The sequence below is a fragment of the Kitasatospora sp. NPDC127035 genome, from assembly GCF_042726075.1.
In the GTDB taxonomy this organism is placed as follows: Bacteria; Actinomycetota; Actinomycetes; order Streptomycetales; family Streptomycetaceae; genus Kitasatospora.
In genome coordinates this window covers 147,707-167,992 of the sequence record NZ_JBHXDN010000016.1, presented here as the reverse complement: position 1 = coordinate 167,992, position 20,286 = coordinate 147,707, and the positions used below count along the sequence as shown (strand labels likewise).

The following is a 20,286-nucleotide window of genomic DNA, read 5'->3' as shown; positions in this document are numbered from 1 at the left end:
CTGCCGGCCCCGGGTCATCCCGGGGCCGGCAGAGCGGCCCGACGCCGGATCTGCACCACATCTCTCCACCGTCGCGCAACCACGCGGACCTTTCAGCGGTCGTACCCGGTGGAGAAGAGTGGGCACAATTGTCCTGGAGCACCGGGGCCACTGGCCGCGAGCACCAAAGACTCACTCAGGCCCGGGGCGACAAAGGGGAGGCAGGACCACGGTGGCTGATGGCACCAAGGCGGTCGTCGACACGTCAACGACGGACGGAGCGGCGGACGAGGCCGCACTGGCCGCGGCGATCGACGAACTCGCCGAAGGCACGGCCCGGGCCACCACGGCCGACGACGACGGACGGGACTCCCCGGAGACCGACTCCCCCGGGGCCGACGCCCCGGACACCGAGCACTCCGGCACCGAGCCCTCCGGCACCGAGAACCCCGGCACCGAGCCTTCCGGCACCGAGAACCCCGGCACCGAGCCCTCCGGCACCGAGAACCCCGGCACCGAGCCTTCCGACGCCGGTTCGCCGGGCGTCACCCCCGCCGGAAGCGGCTCCCCCGCAGGGAGCGAGGAGACCTCGGAGACCACCGCCCCGCTGTCGGCCTCCGAGATCGCCGCAGAGCTTGCCTCCGGAGCCGCACGCGCCGCCGAGGCCCGCCGCCGGGCCGCCGCCGGGGCGACCACCCGCCGGCCCCCCGGGCGCCCGCCCCAGGACCCGCAGCCCACCCACGACCCCCGGGACACCGCCACCCTGCCGCAGACCCTGCCCGCCCCGCTGCGGCACAGCGGCGACATGATCGGCCACCGGTACCGGCTGGAGGAGTGCATCTCCTCGACCGAGACCTTCAGCAGCTGGCGCGCGGTCGACGAGAAGCTGCGCCGCGACGTCGGCGTCCACCTGATGGCCTCCGGCCACCAGCGGTCCCGCAAGGTGCTGGCCGCCGCCAAGTCGGCCGCCCTGCTCAACGACCCACGCTTCGTCCAGGTCCTGGACGCCGTCCAGGAGGGCGAGCTGGTCTACGTCGTGCGCGAGTGGCTGCCGCACGCCTCCGACCTCGCCAAGCTGCTCGCCGACGGACCGATGGAGCCGCACGAGGCCTACCAGATGGTCCGCCAGGTCACCGATGCCGTCGCCGCCGCCCACCGGCGCGGCCAGGCGCACCTGCGGCTCACGCCGCGCTGCGTCCTGCGCACCGACAGCGGCCAGTACCGGATCAACGGCATCGCGGTGGACGCGGCCCTGCGCGGCCTGCCCGTCGACGGCACCGCCCAGGACGCCGAGCGGGCCGACACCCGGGCCATCGGCGCGCTGCTGTACGCCGCGCTCACCCACCGCTGGCCGTTCCCGGAGGACCGCTACGACCTCCAGGGGCTCCCGAGGAACCTCCGCGACGTGCCGCCGGCCCAGGTCCGGGCCGGGGTCCACAAGGGCCTCTCCGAACTGGCCGCCCGCGCCCTGTTCGACCACCCGCCGCACCACGCCGAGCCGATCGCCACCCCCGAGGAGCTGGCCAAGGCGATCGCGCTGATGCCGCGCATCCGCCAGCCCGAGCCCGAACTGCCGGTCTTCGCCGCCCCGCCGCGGCACAACACCCACGCGCTGCCCACCGCGCCCAACCCGACCCGGGTGGTGGCGGCCCCCGGCACGGGGCCGACCCCGATGGCGGCCGCCCCGGCGCGGCGCACCGGGCGGCGGCTGCGCCGGGTGGTCAAGGTGACGGCGTGGACCGTCGCGCTCGGCGCCATCGGCGTCGCCTCCTGGCAGCTGGTGGACAACCTGCGCGGCACCGGCCCCGCCGTCGCGGCCCCCCAGCCCAGCAACACCTCCGCCTCCCCCACCACCCACGCGGCCCCGCGCACACCGGTGCCGATCCCGGTCAAGGAGGCGTTCGACTACAACCCGCTGGGCACGTCCCCGCAGGGCAAGGACTCCCTCCCCAACGCCATCGACGGCAAGCCCGACACCGAGTGGACCAGCGGCTGGTACAACGACCCGTTCGGTCCCAAGCCGCCGGCCAAGGAGGGCATCGGCCTGCTGCTCGACCTCGGCACGCAGCAGCCGGTCTCGTCGGTGAACGTGCAGTTCGGCACCGCCACCACGGCCGAGCTGCGGATCCCCGGACCGGGGGTCACCGGCGACCCGATGGCCGCCAAGCCCGGGGACTTCACGGTCGCGGGCAAGAAGGCCGGCACCGCGGTCGAGTACAACCTGGACAACCCGGTCACCACCCGCTACCTCTTGATCTGGCTGACCGGCCTGTCGAAGGATTCGGACGGGAAGTACCGCGGCCACGTCGCGGAGGTCCGGGTCTCCGGCTGAGCCGACCCGGGACGGCGGCAGCGGCAGCGGCGGGGCACGGACGGCGAGGGGTGGCAGTGGCGGACGACGGACCGGAGCGGACCGACGACGACGCGGCGCTCCTCGCCCGGCACGTCGGCGGCGACCGGGAGGCCTTCGGCCTGTTGGTGAACCGCCACCGAGACCGGCTCTGGGCGGTCGCCCTGCGCACCCTCGGCGACCGCGAGGAGGCCGCCGACGCCCTGCAGGACGCCCTGGTGTCCGCGTTCCGCGCCGCCCACACGTTCCAGGGCCGCTCGGCCGTCACCACCTGGCTGCACCGGATCGTGGTGAACGCCTGTCTGGACCGCGCCCGCCGGGCGGCCGGCCGCCGCACCAAGCCGCTCGACGACGACCCCCGGCGGCTGGACGCGCTGGTGGGCTCGTCCGAGCCGGCCGACTCCCCGGTGGTCCGCGCCGAGGTGCACCGCGAGGTGACCGCCGCGCTCGCCGAGCTGCCCGCCGAACAACGGGCGGCCCTGGTCCTGGTCGACATGCAGGGCTACCCGGTCGCCGAGGCCGCGGAACTGCTCGGGGTGCCGGTCGGGACGGTGAAGAGCCGCTGTGCCCGGGGCCGGGCCCGGCTTCTGCCGCTGGTCCGCCACCTCCGCGAGGAGGCCGCCGGTGTTTCACGTGAAACACCGCCCGCCCGGGGGCCGGCGTCCGCACCCGCCCCGGCCGACGCGGGGCCACCGGCACGGGCGCAGAAGCCGCCCGCCGCGAGCGGTCCGTCCGGGAACCCACCCGGCCCGCGGACCGTCACAGGGACAGCCCCGGACACCGCCCGGCCGATTCTGGAAGGAGATGCGAGCACGCGATGACCGCACCCCTCTCCTCCCCCGACCCCGCACCCGCCACCGGACCGCACCCCTCGGTCGACGAGCTGGCCGACCTCGCCGAGGGACTGGTCGAGCCCGCCGACGCCGCCGGGGCGCTCCGCCGGCACCTGGCCGACTGCGCCGAGTGCCGGGAGACCGCCGACGCACTGGCCGAGGTGCGGACGCTGCTCGGCGCGGCCGAAGCCCCGCCCGTGCCCGCCGACGTCGCCGCCCGGATCGACGCCGCCCTCGCCGCGGCCGCGGCCGAGCAGGACGAGTCCGCAGCCGCCCAGGACGAGTCGGCGGCTGCCCACCGCACCCCCGGGAACGCCCTCCGGGGCCCCGGGAAGGACACCGCGGCGCCCCGGCCCCCCCACGCCACCCCGGCCCCGGGAACACCGGCCGAGACCCCCTCCAGGGCGCCGGCCGGGCACCCGGGCGCGACCACCGGCCCCGGACGTCCCCGCACCCGGCGCCGGCGCGCCGCCCTGCTGCTCGGCTCGGCCGCCGCACTGCTCGCGGTCGGCCTCGGCGGCACCTTCCTGGCCCTGACCGCCGGGGCCGACCGGAAGCTCCAGGACACCAGCACGGTCTCGGCCGGCAGCCCCGCCGCCGGCCACGTCCTCCCCGGCAGCCCCGCCGTCCCGGGCACCAAGGAGGACACCGGGGGCGCCGACCCGGACCACGGCGGCGGGACGGCCTACCGCGACGAACTGCTCGCCGCACAGGTCCAACTGCTGCTCGCCGGCCGAGGGAGCGGCACCGGGACCGCCGCACCGCCCGCCGACACGCCCGACACGCCCGGCACTCCCGTCAAGCCGTCACGGCCGCCCGAGGCCTCCGGCGCGACCGCCGTACCGCCCGCCGACACCCCGGGCCTGACCGGCGGCGGACGCTCCACCCCGACCTGCCCGGCCCCCGCCACCGGCCCGCTGCTGGCGACCGACCTGGGCAGCTACGGGGGCACGCCCGCCGAGGTCCTCGTCTACGGACTGCCCGGCCGGACGGACCAGGTCGACGTGTACCTCCGCGCACCCGGATGCGGTCCGGTCCTGCTGCACCGCGTGGTTCCCTCCCGCTGACCGGTGGTTCCCGTGCGATCCACGCTCCGGCCCGTCCGACACTCCCACAGTGCGGGCGGCTGGTACTGATCCGCCTGGGAATGCGAGACACTGGTCAGTCGTTGTCCCGGGCGGCGGAGCAGGACCGCCCTCCCCGCAGCAAACGCGGGTCGCGATGCGAACCAGGAGATGCAGTGAGCGACGTCCGTAACGTGATCATCATCGGTTCCGGCCCGGCCGGCTACACGGCTGCGCTCTACACGGCCCGGGCTGCCCTCAAGCCCCTGGTCTTCGAGGGCGCCGTCACCGCCGGTGGTGCCCTGATGAACACCACCGAGGTCGAGAACTTCCCCGGCTTCCGGGACGGCATCATGGGCCCCGAGCTGATGGACAACATGCGGGCGCAGGCCGAGCGGTTCGGCGCCGAGCTGATCCCGGACGACATCGTCTCGGTCGACCTCACCGGCGACGTCAAGACCGTCACCGACTCCGAGGGCAACGTCCACAAGGCCCGCGCCGTGATCGTCACCACCGGTTCCCAGCACCGCAAGCTCGGTCTGCCGAACGAGGACAAGCTCTCCGGGCGCGGCGTGTCCTGGTGTGCCACCTGTGACGGCTTCTTCTTCCGCGACCAGGACATCGCGGTGGTCGGCGGCGGCGACACCGCGCTGGAGGAGGCGACCTTCCTCTCCCGCTTCGCCCGCAGCGTGAAGGTCATCCACCGCCGCGACAGCCTGCGCGCCTCCAAGGCGATGCAGGAGCGCGCCTTCGCCGACGAGAAGATCAGCTTCGAGTGGGACAGCGCGGTCGAGTCCATCCACGGCGACCCGAAGCTGACCGGCGTCACCCTGCGCGACACCACCACCGGCGAGACCCGGGAGCTGCCGGTCACCGGCCTCTTCATCGCGATCGGCCACGACCCGCGCACCGATCTCTTCAAGGGCCAGCTGGAGCTCGACGCCGAGGGCTACCTCAAGGTCGACGCCCCCTCCACCCGGACCAACGTCCCGGGCGTCTTCGCGGCCGGCGACGTCGTCGACCACACCTACCGCCAGGCGATCACCGCCTCCGGCACCGGCTGCTCCGCCGCGCTGGACGCCGAGCGCTACCTGGCGTCGCTGGCCGACCTGGAGGCCCAGGCCGCCGCCGTCGCGGTCTGAGCCCCGCACACCGAACAGCCCTCGCGGGGGTGTTTCACGTGAAACACCCCCGCTTCCAGAAGCCCGGCTCAGGCCAGGCAGGAAACAGAACGGGCCCGCCCGTTGTTCTCCTGGCAGCAGCCCCCTCCGTTCGATCCCGAGGAGTTCCCGTGGCCGGCGCCACCACCACCGTCACCGACGCGACGTTCAAGGCCGATGTCCTGGACAGCGACAAGCCCGTCCTGGTCGACTTCTGGGCCACCTGGTGCGGCCCGTGCCGCCAGGTCGCCCCGATCCTCGACGAGATCGCCGCAGAGAACGCCGACAAGCTGACCATCGCCAAGCTCGATGTCGACGCCAACCAGGAGACCGCCGCACAGTACGGCGTCATCTCGATCCCGACCCTGATCCTCTACAAGGGCGGCGAGCCGGTGAAGCAGATCACCGGTGCCCGTCCGAAGGCCGCGCTGCTGCGGGAGCTGGACGGCCTCATCTAGGTCCCGCTCCACCGGACGCCACGAGGGCGGGGTTCCCCCACGGAGGGGAGCCCCGCCCTCGTCGTGTCCCTGCGTCGTCCGCCCGCTCCCGCACGAGAGACGCCTCCGGGCCGCCGTACCGGCGCGTCGCCGTGCCGCTCAGAACGGCCGAAGCGCAGGCTCCTTCCGCCCGCCCAGCAACCGCTCCAGCGCGCCCTCGACGTCCCCCCGCCAGGAGAGCGTGGCCCGCGCCTCCAGCCGCAGCCGCGGGTACCGGAAGTGCGGCCGGACGGTCTTGAAGCCCACCGCCAGCAGGTGCTCGGCCGGCAGCACGCAGCTGACCGGCTGCCGCCCCACCGCGCCGAACGCCTCGATCGCCCGGAACCCCCGCCCCAGCAGGTCCTTGGCCACCGTCTGCACCAGCACCCGCCCGATTCCCTGCCGCTGGTAGCCCGGCAGCACGCGGCTGACCATCAGCTGGACGGCGTCCGAGGAGACCGGGCTGGTCGGGAAGGACTGCGAGCGCGGGACGTAGGCGGGCGGGGCGTAGAGCACGAACCCGGCGGGCTGGTCGTCCACGTAGACGATCCGGCCGCAGGAGCCCCACTCCAGCAGGACGGCGGAGATCCACCCCTCCTTCTCCAGCTCCGGCTTGCCGGACTCGACAGCCGCCCGCCCACTGACCGGGTCCAGCTCCCAGAACACGCAGGACCGGCAGGCCGTCGGCAGGTCCGCGAGGTTGTCCAGTGTCAGCGGAACGATCCGGCGTCCCATGCCCCGCACCTCCTCGTCCACTCCACAGTCGAGCATTCCCCCGAACGCCGATGGGTGCATGTTTCACGTGAAACAGCGCTCACGTGAACCATGCACCCATCGTGTGCCGCTTCGGTGCGGCTCAGCCCTGCGAGAGTCGCAAGCCGTCCTCGCCCGGTGCCAGGCTGTCCAGGATCCGGTTCAGGTCCTCCACCGAGCCGAACTCCAGGACGACCTTGCCCTTGCCCAGCTTTCCGCCGCGCTGCGAGACCTCGACCTTGACCCGGGTGTCGAACCGGTCGGAGAGCCGGCTCGCGAGGTCGTTGAAGGCCGGTGAGAGCAGCTTGCCCGCCTTGGGCCCGGCCGAGCGCTTGGGCCTCGGCTCCTGCCCGCTCATCAGCACGACGAGTTCCTCGGTGGTCCGCACCGAGAGCCCCTCCGCGATGATCCGCCTGGCCAGCTCCTCCTGCTGCTCGGGATCCGCCACGCCGAGCAGCGCGCGGGCGTGCCCGGCCGTCAGCGTCCCGGCCGCCACCCTCCGCTGGACTCCCGGCGAGAGCTTCAGCAGCCGCAGCGTGTTGGAGACGTGCGAGCGCGAGCGACCGATCCGGTCCGCCAGCTCGTCGTGGGTGCAGGAGAAGTCCCGCAGCAGCTGGTCGTAGGCCGCGGCCTCCTCCAGCGCGTTCAGCTCCGCCCGGTGGAGGTTCTCCAGCAGCGCGTCCAGCAGCAGCTTGTCGTCCTCGGTGGCCCGGACGATCGCCGGGATCAGCTCCAGCCCGGCCTCCCGGGAGGCCCGCCAGCGCCGCTCGCCCATGATGAGCTCGAAGCGCTCGGGCGACACCTGCCGCACCACGACCGGCTGGAGCAGGCCCACCTCCTTGATGGAGGTGATCAGCTCGGCCAGCTTGTCCTCGTCGAAGACCTCGCGCGGCTGGCGCGGGTTGCGGGTGATCGCGTCCAGCGGCAGCTCGGCGAAGTAGGCGCCGACCGGCTGGGCCGGCCCGGCAGCGGCGTCGGCGCGCTCCCCGTCGGCCAGCTCGCGCCGGCTCTCCACCGCCGCCTTGGCCGCCACCGTGCCACGGCTGGTCGGCAGGACCGGCACCGCGGCCGGCGCGGCGGCCCCGGGGGCCGCCACCGGGGCCGGTGCGGGCGGGATCGCCCCGGGCTGCGCCGCCCCACCGTCCGCCGGCGCGGCGGTGCGGATCAGCGCCTCAAGCCCTCGTCCCAGACCCCTGCGACCACTCACCGATTGCCCTCCGTCGTGCCGTGCTGTGCCATCGGGGCATCCTGCCCCGGTCGGGTGTGCTGCTCGCGGTCCCGCTGCTGCCCCACCAACGAGCCGTTGCCCGCTGCGGACACCGCCCGCAGCGCGAGCTCCCGGGCCGCCTCCAGGTAGGAGAGCGCGCCGGTGGAGCCCGGATCGTAGGTGAGCACCGTCTGACCGTAGCTGGGCGCCTCCGAGACACGGACCGAGCGCGGGATGGCGGTGTGCAGCACCTCCTGCGGGAAGTGCGTCCGGACCTCCTCGGCCACCTGGGCGGCCAGCCTGGTCCGGGCGTCGTACATGGTGAGCAGGATGGTGGAGACGTGCAGCACCGGGTTGAGGTGCGCCCGGACCAGCTCGACGTTGCGCAGCAGCTGACCGAGGCCCTCCAGCGCGTAGTACTCGCACTGGATCGGGATCAGCACCTCCTGGCCGGCCACCATGGCGTTGACCGTCAGCAGGCCCAGCGAGGGCGGGCAGTCGATCAGGATGTAGTCCAGCGGCTGCTCGTACGCGGCGATGGCGCGCTGGAGCCGGCTCTCGCGGGCCACCAGCGAGACCAGCTCGATCTCCGCACCGGCGAGGTCGATGGTGGCGGGGACGCAGAACAGCCCCTCCACGTCGACCACCGGCTGCACCACGTCGGCCAGCGGCTTGCCCTCCACCAGGACGTCGTAGATCGACGGCACCTCGGCGTGGTGGTCGATGCCGAGCGCGGTGGAGGCGTTGCCCTGCGGGTCGAGGTCGACGACCAGGACGCGCAGGCCGTGCATGGCCAGTGCGGCGGCGAGGTTGACCGTGGTCGTGGTCTTGCCGACCCCGCCCTTCTGGTTGGCCACCACCATCACCCGGGTGGCGGCGGGCCTGGGCAGACCCTCCCCCGCCCGGCCGATGGCCTGGACCGCAGCCTGGGCAGCACGCGCGATGGGCGTGTCATCGATCTGGTCGATGGTCTCCGAGTCCTGCATGGGGGTCAGTGTTTCACGTGAAACCGGAGCGGCAACAGTCGCCGCCCGGCTGCGAGAGAGGATTCCCGAGAGGAGAGAGCGACGTTTCACGTGAAACACCATGCCCGCAATGTCGGATTTCTGACGGTGCGACACTCCGGTGTTCCGGCAGTCTCCTGTCGGCCGCCCGGCCGTCACCGGGAAGCCGAACGGGCGGGCGGCCAGTGGCCACCCGCCCGTGTCGAGCGTCACTCCGGGGTCAGCGGCTCCGGCGCCGACCGCCCCGGGGCCGCTCACCGGTACGCGCCGCACCGGCGCCGGCACGGCCGGCCCTGGCCGCCGCCTTGGCCCGACGGGTCGCCGCCCGCACGCCACCGGGGCTCTCCCCCGCCTTGACCTGGACCACCCGGGTCGAGGTCTCCAGGGTGCCCTCACCGACCGAGATCACCGACCACTCGACCGCGCCCAGCTTGGCCAGGCCGGCCCGCGAGTCCGCCAGCTCCTGCTCGGCGCTGTCGCCCTTGAGCGCCAGCATCTGGCCGTGCGGGCGGAGCAGCGGCAAGCCCCAGCCCGCCAGCCGCTCCAGCGGAGCGACCGCCCGGGCGGTCACCACGTCCACCGCGAGCTTGCCGACCATCTCCTCGGCCCTGCCGCGCAGCACCGTGACGTTCTCCAGGCCCAGCTCACGGACGACCTCCTCCAGGAAGGTGGTCCGGCGCAGCAGCGGTTCCAGCAGCGTCACCGAGACGTCCGGACGGGCGAGCGCCACCGGGATGCCCGGCAGACCGGCGCCGGAGCCGACGTCGCAGAGCGTCGTCCCGCCCGGCAGCAGCTCGGCGAGGACGGCGCAGTTCAGTACGTGGCGGTCCCAGAGCCGGGGCACCTCCCGCGGGCCGATCAGCCCACGGGTGACGCCCGCACTGGCCAGCAGCTCGGTGTAGCGGACCGCGGCGTCGTACCGCTCGCCGAAGACCTCCCGGGCCACGGCCGGCGGCGCGGGCGGCGCCGCGGGGGCCGGACGATCCCCGGCGGCCGTGCCCTCGGCACCCGGCACTCCGGCACCCGTCTCCGGCCCGCCGGCAGCCGCGCTCTCCGTGTCCATCTCGACCTCTCCGCTCCCCGGATCCACCGACCCGCTCTCCGCACACCGTTTCACGTGAAACATCTTTCGCCGGACCAACGCCCCGCGAAGGGACGACGACCCCGTCCGCGCACGGCGGACGGGGTCGAGTCCTCTGAAGCGTGCCGGCCGCCGAGGCAGCCGGTCGTCGACCTGCCGGTCAGACCGGCAGCACGACCACGCACCGCTGGGGCTCCTCGCCCTCGGACTCGCTGCGCAGACCTGCCGCGGCGACCGCGTCGTGGACGACCTTGCGCTCGAACGGCGTCATGGGACGCAGCTTGACCTGCTCCCCCGAGCCCTTCACCTGCTCCGCGGCCTTGGCCCCGAGCTCGGCCAGCTCCTCGCGCTTGCGGGCCCGGAACCCGGCGATGTCCAGCATCAGGCGGCTGCGCTCGCCGGTCTCCCGGTGGACGGCCAACCGGGTCAGCTCCTGCAGTGCCTCCAGCACCTCGCCGTCCTGGCCGACCAGACGCTGCAGGGAACGGTCGTTGCCTTCGCCGACGATGGAGACCAGGGCGCGATCGCCCTCGACGTCCATGTCGATGTCACCGTCGAGGTCGGCGATGTCGAGCAGACCCTCCAGGTAGTCCGCCGCGATGTCGCCCTCCTGCTCCAGCCGGGCGACGACGTTCTCGTCGGTGCTGGCGACGGCCTCGGCCTCGACGGCGGAGGTGGTGCCTTCCGTCACTGATGGACTCCTTCGGAGATGGGCCCGGGTGGTGGGCCGGTAACGAGGTTCGGGGGGCCGCTGGAACAGGCCGGGGCCGGACGGGTCAGGACTTCTTCTTCGGCCGCTGCCCGCCGCCGCCGCGCTTCGGCTGCCGCCGGGCGGGGCCCGACCTGGCGCCGGCGGGCCGGGCCGCGGTCTGCTTGGCAGCGGCCGGCGGCGTGTCCGCCGGGGCGGCGTCCGAGGGCTCCTGCGCCGGCGTCTCCGCGGGGGCGTCCTTGGTGAGGCTGGTCGTCGGGGCACCGTGCTGGCGCTGCGACTTGGTCTGCTTCCGCGGCTGCTGGCGGCGTACCTGCACCGACTCCTCGACCACGGCGTCGGCGGTCGCGGCGGACTTCTTGGCCGGCAGGAGGCCCCACAGCGGACCGGTGATGACCGAGCCGTCCGGGTTCAGCCGGCCCGCCTTCTTGAGGCGGTCCTGGCGCTCGTCCCAGGCCTTGCTGCCCGGCGTCGGGTTGTTCCGGATGACGATCAGCTGCTGGCCCATCGACCAGACGTTGGTGGTCAGCCAGTAGACGAGCACACCGACGGGGAAGTTGATGCCCATCACGGCGAACATGATCGGGAAGACGTACATCAGCATCTTCTGCTGCTGCATGAACGGCGTCTTGACCGTGAGGTCCATGTTCTTCGTCATCAGCTGGCGCTGGGTGACGAACTGCGACAGCGACATCAGGATGATCATCACTGCGACGACGATCTTGACGCTGACCTCGGGGCTGCCCACGAAGGTGGCCGAGAGCGGGGCACCGAAGATGTGGGCCTGCTGGGCGCTGTCGAGCAGGGTGCCGTCGATGACCCCGATCGGCTTGCCGTCGGCGACCTTGGCGAGCACGCCGTAGAGCGCGGTGAAGAACGGCGCCTGCACGAGGATGGGAAGGCAGCTGGAGAACGGGTTGGTACCCGCCTCCTTGTACAGCTTCATCATCTCTTCGGACTGGCGCTGGCGGTCGTTCTTGTACCGCTCCTGGATGGCCTTCATCTTCGGCTGGATCGCCTGCATGGCCCGGGTCGCCTTGATCTGCTTCACGAAGAGCGGGATCAGGCAGATCCGGATGACGACCACCATCGAGGCGATGGCCAGACCCCAGGCCCAGCCACCGTTCGGATCGAAAACGTGGCTGTACAGCGAGTGGAACTGGACGATGATCCAGGACACCGCTGTGTACAGGGGGTTGAGGAAGGAGAAGGTCACCGGTCAGGCTCCTTGGACATTGGGATTGGCCCCACGGGGCCAATGGTCGCCGGGCCCTCTGGGTCCGGACCGGCGGGGGGCATGATCACCGGCTGGTCTGCGGCGGACCGGCTCTTCAGCAGGTCGCGCAACCGGCGGTGCCATACCGGGTGCCTGCGCGGCGGAACATGGTCGACCCCACCGGGCGTCCACGGATTGCAACGCAGGATGCGCCACGCGGTCAGGCCGCCGCCCTTCACCGCCCCGTGCACCTTCACGGCCTCGTAGCCGTAGTGCGAGCAGGAGGGGTAGTAGCGGCAGACCGGACCGAGCAGTGGGCTGATGGTCCACTGGTAGACCCTGATCAAACCCATCAGCAGGTACTTCATCGCCCTGCTCCCGTCGGCGCCGCAACGGCGTGCTCGGCCTTGAGCAGCCGTTTGAGCGCCGCGTCCAGGTCGCGTTCGAGCTCCTGGTACGAGGCGGACGCGGCTTGGGGCAGCGCACGCACCACTATCAGGCTACCGGCGGGCAGCCGGGACAGACGATCACGCACAAGGTGGCGCAGCCGGCGCTTGACCAGGTTGCGGATGACCGCCGGGCCAACGGCCTTGCTCACGACGAAACCCGCACGCGCCGAAGGGGTCCCCTCGGCGACGTGCGGGTGGGAGTCGCTGGCCCGGTCGGTCCGGCCCCCCTGGGCGTCCTCTCTGGCGAGATGGACGACCAGTAGGGGCCTACCGGCCCGGCGACCGCGTTTGACTGCGGTCGCGAAGTCCTGGCGCCGCCGCAGCCGATTCTCGGAGGGCAGCACAACAGACTCTGGTGCGGATCAGGCGGACAGGCTGGTGCGGCCCTTGCCACGGCGGGCAGCCAGGATGGCGCGGCCGGCGCGGGTACGCATACGCAGCCGGAAGCCGTGGGTCTTGGCGCGACGACGGTTGTTCGGCTGGAAGGTGCGCTTGCTCACTCGGGGGCTCCTGAGGTGAATCGTAGGATGACGGGTAGATCGCTTGGCCGTCACCGTGCGTCCGCGTGATCTCCCCTGATTCGGAAATCCGGCCCATCACCCCAGTTCGGCTGGGGTTCTGGGCAATCCACGGCGCCCGTGCTGCGCGCCTTATGGAGCGGGTGGACCCGCGGACATGCGGCAGCGGCCATCGACAACTCGACCTGGTTACGGTACGCGGGACGGGGCACGAGGGTCAAACCAGCCGCTTGTCCGCGCCCCTCCCGGGGCGTCCGCCCCGCCCTTTGCCCACAGCCTGTGGACAACGACTTGATCCGGCTCTGTTCGCTGACTACCGTTGCAGGACTTGTCTGGTTTGTTCTTCGGTAACGGACCACGATCCACAGATCCTTGATCCACCACCCCTGCTGGAGCCGCGGGGAACCGAGAAAGCGTGCACCAGTGGCTGATGTCAACAGCGACCTCGTCCCTGTCTGGGCAAGGGTCGTCGAGCGGCTGGTCGGCGACCCGGACGTCGGGGAGATGGACAAGCAGTGGGTGCAGCGCACCCAACCGATGTGGATGATGCACGACACCGCCCTGCTGGCGACCCCCAACGAGCGGGCCAAGCAGGTGCTGGAGGGTCGGCTGCTCCCGCAGCTGACCGAGGCCCTCAGCCGCGAGCTCAGCCGTCCGGTCCGGATCGCCGTGATGGTCGACGCCAACGCCGTGGCCCCCTTCCCCGTGCCGGCCGAGCCGCCGGCCTCCGAGCCGTACCCCCCGCAGACCGGCGGCGCCGACTACGGACGGCCCGCGTACGAGCGCCCCTACGAGTCGGACCACGGCCGCGACCAGTACGGCCACGACCAGTACGGCGGCGGCTACCCCGAGCACCCGGCGCCCTCGTACGGCGGCGGGGCCGGGGGCGGGTACGGCGTGCCGTCCCGGCAGCAGGACTGGGACGAGGAGCAGGGGCGCTCCGGCTACCCCGAGCCGTCCCCGGAGTACCGCGAGGACTACCGGGACGACGACCGCCAGGCGGAGTCCCAGCGCCCCTCGCCCCGCCCCGCCGTGCCCGGGCCGCCCTCGACCACGCAGGGCGACCTGTTCGGCGGCGCGTACGGCCCCGGCCCCGGCGAGCACCCGCGGACCGGCTCCGGCCGCCGCGCCCCCACGGGCCGCCCGCCCGGCGGACGCTCGGCGGAGAAGGCCCCGACCGACCGCGGCGCCGAGCGCGCCACCGACCGCCAGGCGGTGCCCGGGGTGCCGGCCCCGCCCGGCGGTCCCCCGGCAGGGGGCTCCCGCAAGGACGAGCCGGCCGCCCGACTGAACCCCAAGTACCTCTTCGACACCTTCGTCATCGGCGCGAGCAACCGGTTCGCGCACGCGGCCGCGGTGGCCGTCGCCGAGGCTCCGGCCAAGGCGTACAACCCGCTCTTCATCTACGGCGAGTCCGGACTGGGCAAGACCCACCTGCTGCACGCCATCGGGCACTACTCCCGCAGCCTCTTCCCGGGCACCCGGGTGCGCTACGTGTCCTCGGAGGAGTTCACCAACGAGTTCATCAACTCGATCCGGGACGGCAAGGCGGACACCTTCCGCAAGCGGTACCGGGACATGGACATCCTGCTCGTGGACGACGTGCAGTTCCTGGCGAGCAAGGAGTCCACGCAGGAGGAGTTCTTCCACACCTTCAACACCCTGCACAACGCCAACAAGCAGATCGTCCTCTCCTCCGACCGGCCGCCCAAGTTGCTGACCACGCTGGAGGACCGGCTCCGCAACCGCTTCGAGTGGGGGCTGATCACCGACGTCACCCCGCCGGAGCTGGAGACCCGCATCGCGATCCTGCGCAAGAAGGCGATCCAGGAGCAACTGAACGCCCCCGCGGACGTGTTGGAGTTCATCGCGTCCCGGATCACCCGGAACATCCGGGAGTTGGAGGGCGCGTTGATCCGGGTCACCGCCTTCGCCAACCTCAACCGGGCGCCGGTCGACCTGGAGCTGGCCGGCATCGTCCTCAAGGACCTCATCCCGGGCGGCGACGAGGACGCGGGGCCGGAGATCACCGCGCAGGTCATCATGCAGCAGACCGCCGCCTACTTCGGGCTGGGTGTGGACGACCTCTGCGGATCCTCCCGCAGCCGCGTACTGGTGACGGCCCGTCAGATCGCGATGTACCTGTGCCGGGAGCTCACCGACCTCTCGCTGCCGAAGATCGGCGCGCAGTTCGGCGGTCGCGACCACACCACGGTGATGCACGCCGACCGCAAGATCCGGTCGCTGATGGCCGAGCGGCGCTCGATCTACAACCAGGTCACCGAACTCACCAACCGCATCAAGAGCTAGCCGGAGCCGCCGCACGGGCCCGTCCGCCGGGGCGGGCCCGGCAGTGGCAGTGGCGGCCGCAGGTGGCCGGAAAAGGGCGTCAGGAGCGATCCTGACGCCCTTTCGGCATGTTCGAGGTGTGCGCGGGCCTCCGACGGGGCAGGCATGTCCTGCGACGGATGCACCGCCAGTCCACAGCCCGCGCCGAACATCTGACCAGGGATTCGAACACCCCGGGCGCGCAGGGCCGGAATCCACAGGCCGGACCGGGTTCCCGTCGTCCACAGGCCCGGAAGCCGTGAGTTATCCAGAATTCCTCCACAGGCCCGCCACCGCTACGCTCTTCCGCGCAGGTCAGGTGCCTGTGGACTTGTGCACAACCGTTATCCACAGCCTGTGGACAATTGTCGGCCCGTCAGTAGGCCATCCGGGTTGTCCACCGGTTGTCCCCAGGAGAGCCCCGGTTATCCCCAGGTTGTCCACAGGCGTGTCCACAGTTCGACAACCTTCCGCAGCCGTTCACGCCCAGGTGTGAAAGGCGTCACGAAATGTTGACCGGGGCCCGTGGATAACCGGGCCCGGATCTGGGGACGGAGCTGGGGATAACCTGTGGATACTCAGCGTGCCCTGTGGGTAACGCTCCGCCGTCCACAGCGGGGCCTGCTCGTCCACAGGCCCGGTCCACACCCCCTGTGGACAAAAAACCTGGTCTGACCTGCGCAAACAGGGTTATCCACGGTTTCCACAGGCCCTACTACTACCACTACACCTATAGACCGTTCGATGAGCTCAAAAGTGGGTGGGGCCGAAATCTGTGGACAACCGCTCACCGACATCCGTTCGACTTGCTTCCGCCCGTCTGCCCCGTCTGTCGGTGGAGTACGTCAGACTGTCCTCGGCGACTGGACACGGAGCGGCAGAGCTCGGCGGCCAGGCGGACCGAAGACCAAGATCAGAAGAACCAGACGTGCGAGCGGGAGCGCTCGATCCAGGAGGCGGTTACCGGTGAAGTTCCGGGTGGAGCGTGACGTCCTCGCGGAGGCGGTGGCCTGGGCGGCCCGCAGCCTCCCGGCACGGCCGCCGGTGCCGGTGCTGGCGGGCCTGCTGCTGACGGCACAGGACGGCAGCCTGGCCCTGTCCGGCTTCGACTACGAGGTCTCGGCCCGGGTCGGGCTGGAGGCCGACATCGAGGAGGCCGGCACCGTGCTGGTCTCCGGCCGGCTGCTGAACGACATCTCGCGGAACCTGCCCAACAGGCCCGTGGAGTTCTCCACCGACGGCCAGCGGGTCAGCGTGGTCTGCGGCAGCTCGCGGTTCACCCTCCCCACCCTCCCGGTGGACGAGTACCCCGCCCTGCCCCAGATGCCGACCGCGACCGGCACCGTCTCCGGCGACGTCTTCGCCTCCGCGGTGAGCCAGGCCGCCGTGGCCGCGGGCCGCGACGACACCCTGCCGGTGCTCACCGGTGTGCGGGTCGAGATCGAGGGCGACCGGATCACCCTGGCCGCCACCGACCGCTACCGCTTCGCCGTCCGCGAGCTGCTGTGGAAGCCCGAGCAGTCCGACATCTCCGCGGTCGCCCTGGTGCCGGCGAAGACCCTGCAGGACATCGCCAAGTCCCTGGGCAGCGGCGACACCGTCTCGATCGCCCTCTCCTCCGGCGGCGCCGGCGAGGGTCTGATCGGCTTCGAGGGTGCCGGCCGGCGGACCACGACCCGCCTGCTGGAGGGCGAGTTCCCGAAGTACCGCAGCCTCTTCCCGACCGAGTTCAACGCGATCGCGGCGATCCAGACGCAGCCCTTCCTGGAGGCGCTCAAGCGCGTCTCGCTGGTCGCCGAGCGCAACACCCCGGTCCGGCTGAACTTCGAGGAGGGCGTGCTCACGCTGGAGGCCGGCTCGGGCGACGACGCGCAGGCCACCGAGCGGATCGACGCCTCCCTGGAGGGTGACGCCATCTCGATCGCCTTCAACCCGGGCTACCTGGAGGAGGGCCTCAAGGCCATCGACTCCGCCTACGCCCAGCTGAGCTTCACCACCCCGACCAAGCCCGCGCTGCTCAGCGGCAAGGCCTCGGTGGACGCCGAGGCGGACGAGGCCTACCAGTACCTGATCATGCCGGTCCGCCTCTCCGGCTGACGCCGGGCCGTCACCCACAGCCCTGTGAACAAACCTGTGGAAGTCTCCCCCGGTCGGCCCGACCGCGGGGAGGCCTCCGCGCTTCAGCACGTAGGCTCGGGGAGGCGCGGCAACGGCGCCGCCCGCAGGGACGTCACCACAGGTAAGGATTAGGTCATGGAGCTCGGCCTCATCGGTCTCGGCAAGATGGGCGGCAACATGCGCGAGCGGATCCGCCGCGCCGGCCACACCGTCATCGGCTACGACCGCAACCCCGACATCTCCGACGTCGAGAGCCTTCAGGAGCTGGTCTCCAAGCTCCAGGCCCCGCGCGTCGTCTGGGTCATGGTCCCGGCGGGTGCCGCGACCCAGGCCACCGTGGACGAGCTGGCCGAGCTGCTCTCCCCCGGCGACGTGGTGGTGGACGGCGGGAACTCCCGCTGGACCGACGACGTCAAGCACGCCGAGGCGCTCGCCGCCAAGGAGATCGGCTTCGTCGACTGCGGCGTCTCCGGCGGCGTCTGGGGCCTGGAGAACGGCTACGCGCTGATGTACGGCGGCCAGGCCGAGCACGTCGCGAAGGTCCAGCCCGTCTTCGACGCGCTCAAGCCCGAGGGCGACTTCGGCTCCGTGCACGCGGGTGCGGTCGGCGCCGGCCACTTCGCCAAGATGGTCCACAACGGCATCGAGTACGCGATGATGCAGGCCTTCGCCGAGGGCTGGGAGCTGCTGGAGGCGGCCCCCGAGGTCACCGACGTCCGCGAGGTCTTCCGCAGCTGGCAGGAGGGCACCGTGATCCGCTCCTGGCTGCTGGACCTGGCCGTCCGCGCCCTCGACGACGACGAGCACCTGGCCAAGCTCAAGGGCTGGGCCGCCGACTCCGGCGAGGGCCGCTGGACCGTCGAGGCGGCGATCGACCACGCCGTGCCGCTGCCGGCCATCACCGCGTCGCTGTTCGCCCGCTTCGCCTCCCGCCAGGACGACTCGCCGCAGATGAAGATGATCGCCGCGCTGCGCAACCAGTTCGGCGGCCACGCGGTGGAGTCCAAGTAGTCCCGCAGTCCCCACCCGGGTGGTCCCACCGGGTTCTCCACAGAAGGCGAGCGCAGTCCACAGTCATGCACGTCGCGCATCTGTCGCTCGCCGACTTCCGTTCCTACGCCCGGGCCGAGGTCTCCCTCGACCCGGGCGTGACGGCGTTCGTGGGTCCCAACGGCCAGGGCAAGACCAACCTGGTCGAGGCGGTCGGCTACCTCGCCACCCTCGGCAGCCACCGCGTCGCCACCGACGCCCCGCTGATCAGGCTGGGCGCCGAGCGGGCCGTGGTGCGCGCCTCCGTGGTCGCCGGCACCCGCACCACCCTGGTCGAGCTGGAGATCACCCCCGGCAAGGCCAACCGGGCCCGGATCAACCGCTCGGACAACGTCCGGCCGCGCGACGTGCTGGGCCTGCTGCGCACCGTGCTCTTCGCCCCCGAGGACCTCGCGCTGGTGAAGGGCGACCCCGGTGAGCGACGGCGGTTCCTGGACGAGCTGCTGACCGCCCGCGCTCCCCGGCTGGCCGGCGTCCGGCAGGACTACGAGCGGGTGCTCAAGCAACGCAACGCCCTGCTGAAGACCGCCGCGATGGCCCGCCGGGCCGGCGGCGGCAAGGGCGCCGACCTCTCCACCCTGGAGGTCTGGGACGGTCACCTGGCCCGGTCCGGCGCCGAGCTGACCGCCTTCCGGATCCAGCTGGTGGCCGCCCTCCAGCCGCTGGTCACGGCCGCCTACGGGCAGCTGGCACCGGGTGGCGGCGAGACGGTCCTGGAGTACCGCAGCTCCTTCGAGGGCGAACTGCCCGGCAGTCGCGAGCAGGCCGAGGAACAGCTGCTCCAGGCCCTGCGGACGGTCCGCAAGCAGGAGGTCGAGCGGGGGATCACCCTGGTCGGCCCGCACCGGGACGAGCTGGTGCTCAGACTCGGTCCGCTGCCCGCCAAGGGCTACGCCAGCCACGGCGAGTCCTGGTCGTTCGCGCTGGCGCTCCGGCTGGCCTCGTACGAACTGCTGCGCGCCGACGGCGGTGAGCCGGTGCTCGTCCTCGACGACGTCTTCGCCGAGCTGGACGCCTCCCGCCGCGACCGGCTGGCCGAACTGGTGGCCGGCGGCGAGCAGGTGCTCGTCACCGCCGCCGTCGCCGAGGACGTGCCGAAGGCGCTGGCCGGGGTCCGGTTCTCGGTCGCCGACGGAGCGGTCCAGCGCGTCACCGGCTGAGCTCCGGCACCGTTTCCCCACCCGATCCCCCCACCCTCAGCGGTCGGGGGCGCCCCGAGGACCCCTCCCGCTCCCGTACGCTGGACGGCTGACCGTTGTCCACAGGCTGGGGATAGGAGATCGCCGTGAGCGAGCCGGCGCAGGACTCCCCGCAGCAGGGCGGCGCCGAGCTGACCGGCGCCGATCTGGCCCGGTCGGCGCTGCGGGCGGCCCGGGCGCAGGCCCGCCAGCGCGGCGAGCAGGTCCGCGAGAAGCGCGAGGCGAAGCGGCACGGTCTGCGCAGCGGGGCCCGCTCGGACGGCCGTGACCCGGTGCCGCTGGGGGCGGCACTGAACCGGCTGCTGACCGAGCGCGGCTGGGAGTCCTCGGCGGCCGTCGGCGGCGTGATGGGCCGGTGGCCGCAGATCGTCGGCCCGGACATCGCCGCGCACTGCACCCCCACGTCCTACGACGACGAGGCCGCGGTTCTCACCGTGCAGTGCGACTCCACCGCATGGGCGACCCAACTCCGATGGTTGGCAAGGCAGTTGGTGGCCCGTCTGAATCACGAGCTGGGTCACGGCACGGTCCGGACCATCAAGGTGCTGGGTCCGGCCGCCCCGGTCCGCGGTTACGGCCGGCTGCGCGCTCCGGGCAGCAAGGGGCCGGGCGACACCTGGGGCTGACCCCGGCCGGCCCGGGGCCGAGCGGACTCGGATCTTCCGGAACCCCTGACGGCCCTTCCAGGCGCTCTCAGCCCCCGGGGCGAGTATCGGGACATGTGCAGAGGGGATTCAGGGCGGCGTATCTGCCCTCAGAGGCTGCCAAACGCCCATCTCTGTCAGTCGTACC

At 72.4% G+C, this 20,286-nt stretch carries 19 protein-coding genes; 10 read left to right on the top strand and 9 right to left on the bottom strand.

Translation table 11 applies throughout. The features are described 5' to 3' along the window. The first annotated feature begins 211 nt into the window (after nt 1-211). The 5 genes from ACFWIC_RS14490 to trxA all read left to right on the top strand — a co-directional run bounded on the left by ACFWIC_RS14490 (nt 212) and on the right by trxA (nt 5,844). The gene (locus ACFWIC_RS14490; protein ID WP_380518523.1) at nt 212-2,311 is read left to right on the top strand and encodes a serine/threonine protein kinase; all 2,100 of its coding nucleotides are present in this window, start codon (nt 212-214) and stop codon (nt 2,309-2,311) included. A 50-nt stretch (nt 2,312-2,361) separates the two neighbouring features. Then, nucleotides 2,362-3,150 (top strand): RNA polymerase sigma factor SigM, encoded by a 789-nt coding sequence (gene sigM / locus ACFWIC_RS14485; protein ID WP_380518520.1) that lies wholly within the window; start codon nt 2,362-2,364, stop codon nt 3,148-3,150. Then, the gene (locus ACFWIC_RS14480; RefSeq protein ID WP_380518518.1) at nt 3,147-4,229 is read left to right on the top strand and encodes an anti-sigma factor family protein; all 1,083 of its coding nucleotides are present in this window, start codon (nt 3,147-3,149) and stop codon (nt 4,227-4,229) included. Before sigM ends, ACFWIC_RS14480 begins: the two co-directional genes overlap by 4 nt. Nucleotides 4,230-4,402: 173 nt before the next feature. Next, nucleotides 4,403-5,368, top strand: a complete 966-nt coding sequence (gene trxB / locus ACFWIC_RS14475) for a thioredoxin-disulfide reductase (protein ID WP_380360630.1) — start codon at nt 4,403-4,405, stop codon at nt 5,366-5,368. A 149-nt stretch (nt 5,369-5,517) separates the two neighbouring features. Further along, on the top strand, nt 5,518-5,844 hold the full coding sequence (gene trxA / locus ACFWIC_RS14470) for a thioredoxin (RefSeq protein WP_329884812.1): 327 nt from the start codon (nt 5,518-5,520) through the stop codon (nt 5,842-5,844). Nucleotides 5,845-5,982: 138 nt separating this feature from the next. Here trxA and ACFWIC_RS14465 read toward each other — a convergent pair whose 3' ends face one another. From ACFWIC_RS14465 to rpmH, 9 genes are all read right to left on the bottom strand, one after another. Further along, the gene (locus tag ACFWIC_RS14465; protein WP_380518514.1) at nt 5,983-6,597 is read right to left on the bottom strand and encodes a GNAT family N-acetyltransferase; all 615 of its coding nucleotides are present in this window, start codon (nt 6,595-6,597) and stop codon (nt 5,983-5,985) included. A 121-nt stretch (nt 6,598-6,718) separates the two neighbouring features. Beyond that, on the bottom strand, nt 6,719-7,822 hold the full coding sequence (locus tag ACFWIC_RS14460) for a ParB/RepB/Spo0J family partition protein (protein WP_329948388.1): 1,104 nt from the start codon (nt 7,820-7,822) through the stop codon (nt 6,719-6,721). Next, nucleotides 7,819-8,808 (bottom strand): ParA family protein, encoded by a 990-nt coding sequence (locus ACFWIC_RS14455; RefSeq protein ID WP_329884809.1) that lies wholly within the window; start codon nt 8,806-8,808, stop codon nt 7,819-7,821. Before ACFWIC_RS14455 ends, ACFWIC_RS14460 begins: the two co-directional genes overlap by 4 nt. Before the next feature lie 238 nt (nt 8,809-9,046). Continuing rightward, on the bottom strand, nt 9,047-9,889 hold the full coding sequence (gene rsmG, locus ACFWIC_RS14450; protein WP_329884808.1) for a 16S rRNA (guanine(527)-N(7))-methyltransferase RsmG: 843 nt from the start codon (nt 9,887-9,889) through the stop codon (nt 9,047-9,049). Nucleotides 9,890-10,067: 178 nt separating this feature from the next. Next, nucleotides 10,068-10,598 (bottom strand): R3H domain-containing nucleic acid-binding protein, encoded by a 531-nt coding sequence (locus ACFWIC_RS14445; RefSeq protein WP_329884807.1) that lies wholly within the window; start codon nt 10,596-10,598, stop codon nt 10,068-10,070. Nucleotides 10,599-10,683: 85 nt separating this feature from the next. Continuing rightward, nucleotides 10,684-11,832 carry a membrane protein insertase YidC gene (gene yidC / locus ACFWIC_RS14440; RefSeq protein ID WP_380518509.1) on the bottom strand — a complete coding sequence of 383 codons (1,149 nt, stop codon included), beginning with the start codon at nt 11,830-11,832 and terminating at the stop codon, nt 10,684-10,686. Beyond that, the gene (yidD, locus tag ACFWIC_RS14435; protein WP_329884805.1) at nt 11,829-12,200 is read right to left on the bottom strand and encodes a membrane protein insertion efficiency factor YidD; all 372 of its coding nucleotides are present in this window, start codon (nt 12,198-12,200) and stop codon (nt 11,829-11,831) included. The genes yidC and yidD overlap by 4 nt, the downstream gene beginning before the upstream one ends. Further along, nucleotides 12,197-12,625: a ribonuclease P protein component gene (rnpA, locus tag ACFWIC_RS14430; RefSeq protein ID WP_329884804.1), complete on the bottom strand. Its 429-nt coding sequence runs from the start codon at nt 12,623-12,625 to the stop codon at nt 12,197-12,199. Before rnpA ends, yidD begins: the two co-directional genes overlap by 4 nt. 18 nt (nt 12,626-12,643) lie before the next feature. Next, nucleotides 12,644-12,781 (bottom strand): 50S ribosomal protein L34, encoded by a 138-nt coding sequence (gene rpmH / locus ACFWIC_RS14425; RefSeq protein WP_030392420.1) that lies wholly within the window; start codon nt 12,779-12,781, stop codon nt 12,644-12,646. Between the two features lie 441 nt (nt 12,782-13,222). Between rpmH and dnaA the strand changes: the two genes are divergently transcribed. The 5 genes from dnaA to ACFWIC_RS14400 all read left to right on the top strand — a co-directional run bounded on the left by dnaA (nt 13,223) and on the right by ACFWIC_RS14400 (nt 20,120). Then, nucleotides 13,223-15,109: a chromosomal replication initiator protein DnaA gene (dnaA, locus tag ACFWIC_RS14420; RefSeq protein ID WP_380518505.1), complete on the top strand. Its 1,887-nt coding sequence runs from the start codon at nt 13,223-13,225 to the stop codon at nt 15,107-15,109. A gap of 984 nt (nt 15,110-16,093) precedes the next feature. Continuing rightward, nucleotides 16,094-17,224, top strand: a complete 1,131-nt coding sequence (gene dnaN, locus ACFWIC_RS14415) for a DNA polymerase III subunit beta (protein WP_329884802.1) — start codon at nt 16,094-16,096, stop codon at nt 17,222-17,224. Nucleotides 17,225-17,380: 156 nt separating this feature from the next. After that, a complete protein-coding gene (gene gnd / locus ACFWIC_RS14410; protein WP_329949605.1) occupies nt 17,381-18,256 on the top strand; it encodes a phosphogluconate dehydrogenase (NAD(+)-dependent, decarboxylating) in 876 nt (291 codons plus the stop codon). Nucleotides 18,257-18,321: 65 nt separating this feature from the next. Further along, on the top strand, nt 18,322-19,455 hold the full coding sequence (recF, locus tag ACFWIC_RS14405; protein ID WP_329884800.1) for a DNA replication/repair protein RecF: 1,134 nt from the start codon (nt 18,322-18,324) through the stop codon (nt 19,453-19,455). A gap of 125 nt (nt 19,456-19,580) precedes the next feature. Next, nucleotides 19,581-20,120 carry a DciA family protein gene (locus ACFWIC_RS14400; RefSeq protein WP_329884799.1) on the top strand — a complete coding sequence of 180 codons (540 nt, stop codon included), beginning with the start codon at nt 19,581-19,583 and terminating at the stop codon, nt 20,118-20,120. Nucleotides 20,121-20,286 lie beyond the last annotated feature (166 nt).

Bases quoted from the DNA above. Each gene is read 5' to 3' on its own strand.
- ACFWIC_RS14480 (WP_380518518.1), top strand. From the start codon at position 3,147: ATGACCGCACCCCTCTCCTCCCCCGACCCCGCACCCGCCACCGGACCG.
- ACFWIC_RS14465 (WP_380518514.1), bottom strand. From the start codon at position 6,597: ATGGGACGCCGGATCGTTCCGCTGACACTGGACAACCTCGCGGACCTG.
- ACFWIC_RS14455 (WP_329884809.1), bottom strand. From the start codon at position 8,808: ATGCAGGACTCGGAGACCATCGACCAGATCGATGACACGCCCATCGCG.
- rsmG (WP_329884808.1), bottom strand. From the start codon at position 9,889: ATGGACACGGAGAGCGCGGCTGCCGGCGGGCCGGAGACGGGTGCCGGA.
- yidD (WP_329884805.1), bottom strand. From the start codon at position 12,200: ATGAAGTACCTGCTGATGGGTTTGATCAGGGTCTACCAGTGGACCATC.
- gnd (WP_329949605.1), top strand. From the start codon at position 17,381: ATGGAGCTCGGCCTCATCGGTCTCGGCAAGATGGGCGGCAACATGCGC.
- recF (WP_329884800.1), top strand. From the start codon at position 18,322: ATGCACGTCGCGCATCTGTCGCTCGCCGACTTCCGTTCCTACGCCCGG.